Origin of the sequence: Lutibacter sp. (assembly GCF_040883305.1) — a bacterium.
Classification (GTDB): domain Bacteria; phylum Bacteroidota; class Bacteroidia; order Flavobacteriales; family Flavobacteriaceae; genus Lutibacter.
Genome location: NZ_JBFLKT010000275.1, coordinates 1 through 7,714, shown reverse-complemented (window position 1 = coordinate 7,714; position 7,714 = coordinate 1). Strand labels below are relative to the sequence as shown.

6 protein-coding genes are annotated in these 7,714 nt (G+C 31.7%); 3 read left to right on the top strand and 3 right to left on the bottom strand.

Annotation, left to right across the window (positions count from 1 at the left end):
- Together AB1Z17_RS08560 and AB1Z17_RS08555 are read right to left on the bottom strand one after the other, a co-directional pair.
- Positions 1–1,246, bottom strand: a 1,246-nt coding sequence (locus tag AB1Z17_RS08560) for a peptide MFS transporter (RefSeq protein WP_368051388.1), incomplete at its 3' end; no start/stop codon positions are given.
- A 50-nt stretch (positions 1,247–1,296) separates the two neighbouring features.
- Complete coding sequence (locus AB1Z17_RS08555) at positions 1,297–3,468, bottom strand: S9 family peptidase (RefSeq protein WP_368051387.1); 2,172 nt, start codon at positions 3,466–3,468, stop codon at positions 1,297–1,299.
- A 265-nt stretch (positions 3,469–3,733) separates the two neighbouring features.
- On the opposite strand from AB1Z17_RS08555, the gene AB1Z17_RS08550 reads away from it, so the two are divergent.
- The 3 genes from AB1Z17_RS08550 (at position 3,734) to AB1Z17_RS08540 (ending at position 7,280) form a co-directional block, all read left to right on the top strand.
- Positions 3,734–5,011: a hydroxymethylglutaryl-CoA reductase, degradative gene (locus AB1Z17_RS08550; protein ID WP_368051386.1), complete on the top strand. Its 1,278-nt coding sequence runs from the start codon at positions 3,734–3,736 to the stop codon at positions 5,009–5,011.
- Entirely contained in the window at positions 5,011–5,940 is a 930-nt protein-coding gene (locus AB1Z17_RS08545; protein ID WP_368051385.1) for a GYDIA family GHMP kinase, read from the top strand. The genes AB1Z17_RS08550 and AB1Z17_RS08545 overlap by 1 nt, the downstream gene beginning before the upstream one ends.
- Before the next feature lie 128 nt (positions 5,941–6,068).
- The gene (locus tag AB1Z17_RS08540) at positions 6,069–7,280 is read left to right on the top strand and encodes an NAD(P)/FAD-dependent oxidoreductase (protein WP_368051384.1); all 1,212 of its coding nucleotides are present in this window, start codon (positions 6,069–6,071) and stop codon (positions 7,278–7,280) included.
- Positions 7,281–7,287: 7 nt separating this feature from the next.
- On the opposite strand, the gene AB1Z17_RS08535 is transcribed toward AB1Z17_RS08540, so the two are convergent.
- Positions 7,288–7,714 (bottom strand): DUF456 domain-containing protein (locus AB1Z17_RS08535; RefSeq protein ID WP_368051383.1); only part of this gene is annotated, 427 nt, incomplete at its 5' end.

Here is a 7,714-nt window from a genome sequence, read left to right as displayed (position 1 = left end):
TTGGAGATAATTTAGTAACCATTGACAGTCCAATTGGGGATAAAAATAATTCACCAGTAGTGTGTAATAGGTATAAAATAACTAAAGTTAATAATGGTACTTGATAAGCTTCATTTACAAATTGTAAACCAATGTTTGTAATTAAAAAACCTAAAGCTAATTGTAAAATACCAAAAGCGAATTTCATTGGAATACTAGGGTTTTTACCAATATTTGCAAGTTTCACCCACATTACAGAGAATATAGACCCAAATACAATAATAAAGAAAGGGTTAAAGAATTGTGTCATTGAAGCTGGCATTTCCCATCCAAAAATACTTCTGTCAACATTTCTATCAGCAAATAGAGTTAATGATGTTCCTGCTTGTTCAAAACAAGCCCAAAACGCAATATTTATTACCATAAAAATAAGGAGCGCAATCATTCTGTCTTTCCATACTTTTACTGTTTCTTTAGCATCGGCATCTACACCCGCTTTAATTAATACAAAAGAGATTAATATAAATAACGCAAGTAAGATATAATCTAACCAGCTATTTTGCATAATTAAAAAATAAGCAATTGGAATAAGAACTAGCGATAAAATACCAACTAAATGAGCTTTTTTTAATCCACCAAAAACTTTTTGATTCCCTTCTTCGGTAAAACCAAGTCCTTCAGCGGCAGCATAGTTTTTTCTTCCAGTCCAAAATATAATTAAACCTAGTAGCATACCAAATCCAGCCAATCCAAATCCATATTTAAATCCATACGTTTCACCCACATATGCAATAAGAGTGGTTGCTATAAGTGCACCAATATTAATTCCTATATAAAATATTGTAAAACCAGAATCTCTTCTAGGATCATCATCTTTATATAATTTACCTACAATTGTAGAGATGTTTGCTTTAAAATAACCATTTCCAACTATTAATGCTCCCATACCAATCATTAAAAACTGTTCAGATCCTCCTAATATCAGAAACTCCCCAATAGCCATTAGGATTGCTCCTAACATAACTGCATTTCTATATCCAAGAAATTTATCCGCCAATTTACCACCAATTATAGGTGCAGCATAAACCAGACCTGTATATGCCCCATAAATTACTGCGGCATCGGCATCACCTTTCATAAGAGATTTTACTAAATAAAGTGTTAGTAGCACGCGCATACCATAGTAACATACTCTTTCCCACATTTCTGAAAAGAATAGCGTCATTAATCCACTTGGATGTCCTTGCATTGAAGTTTTGTTAGTCATAATTATAGATTAGATTTATGTTTAAAAAAGATATTTATTGTTTTAAAAGTTTATTCATTATTTCCACTTCCTAAATTTTCTCGGATAAAAGTAGTCATTTTATTGTACAAATGAAGCCTTGTATTTTTTCCTCTGTAAATTGAGTGTGTTCTGTCTGGATAAATAGCATGGTCAAAAGGCTTATTTGCTGCAATTAAAGCGTTTGTTAAACGCATGGTATTTTGTACGTGCACATTATCGTCTCCACTTCCGTGTACCAATAAAAATTTCCCTTTCAGTAAGTCTGCATAATTTATAGGTGAATTTTCATCGTAACCGGTAGGGTTTTCTTGAGGGGTGCGCATAAAACGTTCGGTATAAACAGTATCGTAAAAACGCCAGCTTGTTACGGGAGCAACTGCAATTGCCATTTTAAAAACATCGTTTCCCTTTAACAAACAGTTCGTGCTCATATGTCCACCAAAACTCCATCCCCAAATTCCAATTTCGTTTGCATCAATATACGGTCTTTTAGCCAATTCTTTTGCGGCATCAATCTGATCAATGGTTTCGTATTTCACCAAATTTAGATACGTAGATTTCTTAAAATCAGCACCTTTAAAACCAGTTCCTCTTCCGTCAACACAAACAATAATAAAGCCTTGTTGAGTTAAATGCTGAAACCAATAATCGTTAGCGCCATTCCAAGTATTACTAACAGATTGGGAGCCTGGACCAGAATACTGCGTCATAAATAATGGGTATTTTTTGTTGGCATCAAAATTTGAAGGTTTTAACATCCAAGCGTTAAATTCGCCATTTTCAGTTTTCATTGTGAAGAATTCTTTTTGTGAAAGCTTGTAATCAGCTAATTTTTCTAAAAGCTTAGTATTGTTTAAAACCTCTTTTAATTGTTTTCCTTTTGAATCGTGAAGTGTATAAACCGAAGGCGTATTAACATCAGAAAAAGTATTAATAAAGTAATTTAAATTTTTGCTAAATGATGCACTATTTGTTCCGGAAGCATTTGTTAAACGTTGTTTGTTTTTTCCATTTAATTTTATGGAATAAATAGTTCTGTTTATAGAACCATCTTCAACAGATTGGTAATAAACGGTTTTAGATTTTTCATTAATTCCGTAAAAATTGGTTACTTCCCAGTTTCCGTTGGTAATTTGATTTTTAAGTTTTCCTTCTTCAGAATAATGATAAATATGATTATAACCATCTTTTTCACTCGTCCAAATAAAACTATTATCTTTTAAAAATGTTAAATTATCGTGAACATCTACATACGCTTTATCAGTTTCATTTAAAACAACTTTTGCAGTATTATTTGTTGCATTTACAAAATATAAATTCAAGTTATTTTGATGACGATTTAAAGCAATAACACTTAGTGTATTTGCATTGTTAGTCCATTTTATTCTTGGAATATATTCGTAATCACCTAAATTTATTTTTGAAGTAATTTCAGCTTCTAAATTATATAGATGTAATGTTACAACTGCATTTTTTTCTCCTGCTTTTGGATATTTGAAAACTTGCTGAGTAGGATACAATTCCTTTCCGGTAAGCTGCATAGAAAATTCAGGCACTTCTGTCTCGTCAAAACGTAAAAAAGCAATGTTTTTGCTATCTGAACTCCAATCAAAAGCACGTACAAAAGAAAACTCTTCTTCGTACACCCAATCGCAAATACCATTAATAATAAAGTTCTTTTTACCATCAGAAGTTACTTGAACAACTGCATTAGTTTCTAAATTTTTAATAAAAATATTATTGTTTTTTGCGTAGGCTACTTTTTTGCTATCTGGTGAAAAAGTTGGTTCTTGTATTTTGTCTTCATCAATTAATTGCAATTTTTTTGAAGCGATATCATATACATAAAAAACACCTAAGCTAGAGCGTCTATAAATTGGTTCGGTATCAACACCTAACAATAATTTTGTTTCATCGTTATTAAAATCATAGTTTTCAAAATAAGATAAATCGTTTAAATCCTTGCTATCAACTATGGTTTTAACCTTTTCTAATGTGGCATAGCTGTATTTATCAACCGAAGAACTTCTAGTAACTCTATCAAAATTTAACAACGAATAAAAATCGCCATTCATAGAGTTTAACGAATTCATTCTTTCGGTTCTAAAAGTACCATTCCAAATTTCTTCTAAAGTAATATCTTGTTTTTGGGCTGTCGCTAATGAGGTTATTGCAATAAAGAGAATAAGTAGTTTTTTCATGTATCTATATTATTGTTTTTTAACGGTCATACTTCGCCTCCGCTCAGCACAGGCCTGCAGTTCCCTATTAGTAATTTCATTTTTTGATGATAAACTTTTTAGCATGCTCGTTTTATAAAATTATCATTTCTTAAAATAAGTGTCAAGTTTAAGAAAAATTTCGCAAAATGAAGCTGAAATAAGTCATAAAAATTTGCATTTGGTAAAATTGTTAATTTTAATCTTTAAAAAATTATCTTTGTGCAAATAATTAAAATCATATTAAATGTCTAAAACCGTTAATGGGTTTTCAAAACTCACTAAGCTCGAAAAAATAGATTGGTTAGTTTTAAACTTTTTTAAGAATGATGTTAAAGTGAAGCAAATTTTAATGCAGTATTGGAATTCCAATCCCGTACTTCAAGATTTGCACGATGATTTTATTGAAAACACCATTTCTAATTTTTATTTGCCTTTTGGAATTGCACCAAATTTTGTAATAAATGATAAAGATTATACCATTCCAATGGTAATTGAAGAAAGTTCTGTTGTTGCTGCGGCTTCTTTAGTTGCAAAGTTTTGGAGTACACGTGGCGGATTTAAGGCTGAAGTAATTTCAACTAAAAAAGTTGGACAAGTTCATTTTATGTTTGAAGGGACTAACATAGAACTTGAAAAATACTTTTCACAAAAGAAAGCCGCCTTATTAAACGCAACAGCAGCAATTACCCAAAATATGCAAAAGCGTGGTGGTGGAATTTTAGACATAGAATTGCGGGATAAAACCAGTGAACTTGCAAATTACTATCAACTATATGTTACTTTTGAAACAATGGATAGTATGGGCGCTAATTTTATAAATTCTTGTTTAGAAGCAATTGCGAATGAGTTTGAAAATTCAGCTATTCAAATTGTAATGAGTATTTTATCTAACTATGTTCCGGAATGCTTAGTGCACGCTGAAGTAAGCTGTAAAGTTGAAGAGTTATATGCAGAAAATTCTGAATTATTTGCTCAAAAATTTGTGCAAGCTGTTCAAATTGCAAACGCAGAGCCACACAGAGCTGTAACACACAACAAAGGAATTATGAATGGAATTGATGCTGTTGTTATTGCTACTGGAAACGATTTTAGAGCTATTGAAGCAGGAGCACACGCATATGCAGCAAAAAGCGGACGTTATAAAAGTTTGACAAATGCAAGTATAGAAAACGGAATTTTTAAATTTTGGATTGAAATTCCTTTAGCGTTAGGAACAGTTGGCGGTTTAACAAAATTGCATCCGTTGTCTAAACTGTCGTTAAAATTGTTAGATAATCCTTCCGCAAAAGAATTGATGAAAATTGTTGCAGTTGCTGGTTTGGCTCAGAATTTTGCTGCCATACGTGCATTAACAACAACTGGAATTCAAAAAGGACATATGAAAATGCACTTAACCAATATTATTAAACAATTGGGTGCAAGTGATGAAGAAAAACAATATTTAATCGATTATTTTGAACATAAAACCATTACGCACAATGCCGTGGTTGAGGCATATAATAAATTGGTTGGAGATAACTAATGAAGGAATTTTACAGCAACGGAAAATTATTATTAACAGGTGAGTATTTTGTGCTTGATGGCGCAACATCTTTAGCTGTGCCAACAACTTGTGGACAAGATTTAATTGTTGAACCAATTAAAGAACCGCAATTAATTTGGCAAAGTTATACCAATACCGGAGCTTGTTGGTTAGAAGTAATTTTCGACCTACCCAGATTACGATTAGTTTCAGCGGATTTTGAAGCAACTAAAGATGGAGGAAATGATACATTAGCTGAAAATTTAAGAACAATCTTAATAGAAACACAAAAACTAAATCCTGCTTTTTTGAATTCAGAAAATGGGTTTTTAGTAAAAACAAATCTTACGTTTCCAAAATATTGGGGATTGGGAACTTCTTCAACCTTAATTAATAATTTAGCAAATTGGGCAAAAGTAAATCCTTACCGATTATTAGAAAACACTTTTGGAGGCAGTGGTTATGATATTGCTTGCGCACAAAATAATACACCAATTTTATACACAAGAAATGGAATAAACCCATTAGTTGAAAAAGTAGCTTTTAGTCCAATCTTTAAAAATCAATTGTATTTTGTGTATTTAAATAAAAAGCAAAATAGTAGGGAAGGAATTAAAAGATATAAAACTTTAAAAGGGACGTTAACTTCTGAAATTCAGCAGATTTCAAAGTTGTCGGAATTATTTTTGGCAAGTGATAATTTGAAGGATTTTAAAGAATTAATGTTAGAACATGAACAATTAGTTTCAAAAACAATTCAGTTACAATCGGTTCAAAAAGAGTTGTTTTCAGATTATTTCGGACAAACAAAAAGTTTAGGTGCATGGGGAGGCGATTTTATTTTAGCAACTGGAAACGATGATACACCAAGTTATTTTAAACAAAAAGGGTTTGAAACTGTTATTTCGTATCAAGATTTAATATTTTAAACATTATAAGCCGTCATTCTGAACTTGATTAGCTTCGCTGAATCTTCGATTTCAGAATCACATCATAATAAAACAAAGTGGATGAGAACCTGAAATAAATTCAGGTTGACGATTTGAAAAGAATACTTATGAAAAAACTAATAATAATAGGAGGTGGAGCAGCAGGCTTTTTTGCGGCGATTAATGCAGCAGAACTCAATCCGACTTTAGAAGTACAAATTTTAGAAGGAAGTGCAAAAGTGCTGCAAAAAGTAAAAGTTAGTGGTGGCGGACGTTGCAATGTAACTCACGCTTGTTTTACGCCAAGTGAATTGGTGGAGTTTTACCCAAGAGGTAAAAAAGAATTGCGTGGACCTTTTCATCAATTTATGACTGGCGACACTATGGAATGGTTTTCAACTAGAGGAATTCCCTTAAAAATTGAAGACGATAACAGAATTTTTCCAGAAAGTAATTCTTCACAAACTATTATAGATTGCTTTTTAGAAAGTGCAAAAAACGCTGGTGTAATTTTAAAAACAAGTACAAGAGTTGATTCCATAGAAAAAGAAAACGAACAGTTTATTATTAAAACAAATTCAGAAGGATTTGTTGCAGATTATGTGTTGGTAGCAAGCGGAAGTAATGCAAAAGTGTGGAATATGATGCAAGATTTAGGGCATTCAATTGTACAGCCAGTTCCTTCTTTATTTACCTTTAATAGTAAGGATGTTAGATTGCAAGATATTCCAGGTATTTCAGTTCCTAAAGCATCGGTAAAAGTATTAAACTCTAAACTTACCGAACAGGGACCGCTGTTAATTACACATTGGGGTCTAAGTGGGCCAGGAATTTTAAAACTCTCTGCTTGGGGAGCATTGGAATTAAATAAAAAAGATTATCAGTTTGAAATTGAAGTTAATTGGTTGTCTAAAAAACAAGAATTTGTATTAGATTTTTTAAAATCAGAAAAGAAAAAACAGTCTAAAAAGCAAGTTGTCTTACGTTCTGTTTTTGAAGAAATTCCAAAGCGTTTATGGGAAAAATTTGTGATTTCTGCAGAAATTTCAATCGATTCTCAATGGGCACAATTAAATAATAAGCAATTAGAGAATTTAGCAAATCAGTTAACAAAGTCTGTTTTTAAAGTAAACGGAAAAAGCACGTTTAAAGATGAATTTGTAACGGCTGGAGGCATAGATTTAACAGAAATAAATTTTAAACATTTTGAAAGTAAACTGCATAAAAATCTATTTTTTGCAGGTGAAGTTTTAAATATTGATGCCGTAACAGGCGGATTTAATTTTCAAAATGCATGGACAAGTGCTTGGATAGTGGCAAATTCAATTGAAACTAATTAAGTTTTATTTAAAAGAACACACTTTTATACTCCCAAAATATAGAGAAAAATAAACCAGTATAAATTACTGCAGCGATAAATTTTAAAAAAGTAGAAGTTAAAAATCCAATAAAAGATCCAAATGCAGCTTTTAAAGCTCTTTTAGAATCTTTATTGTCATTTAGTAACTCACCAATAAAAGCACCCAAAAAAGGACCAATAATAAGTCCGAAAGGAGGGAAGAAAAAGATACCTATCACCAAGCCTACCATAGTTCCAATTACACCATAGCGAGTACCACCAAAGCGTTTAGTTCCCATTGCAGGTATAATGTAATCGATTAGCCAAATAATAAATGCAATTGCAAAAGTAATTCCTAAAAAGGTCCAATTCATTGGAACTGCATCGCTTAAATGCAATAGCAATAATCCAAACCAACTGGTTATTGGCCCAGGT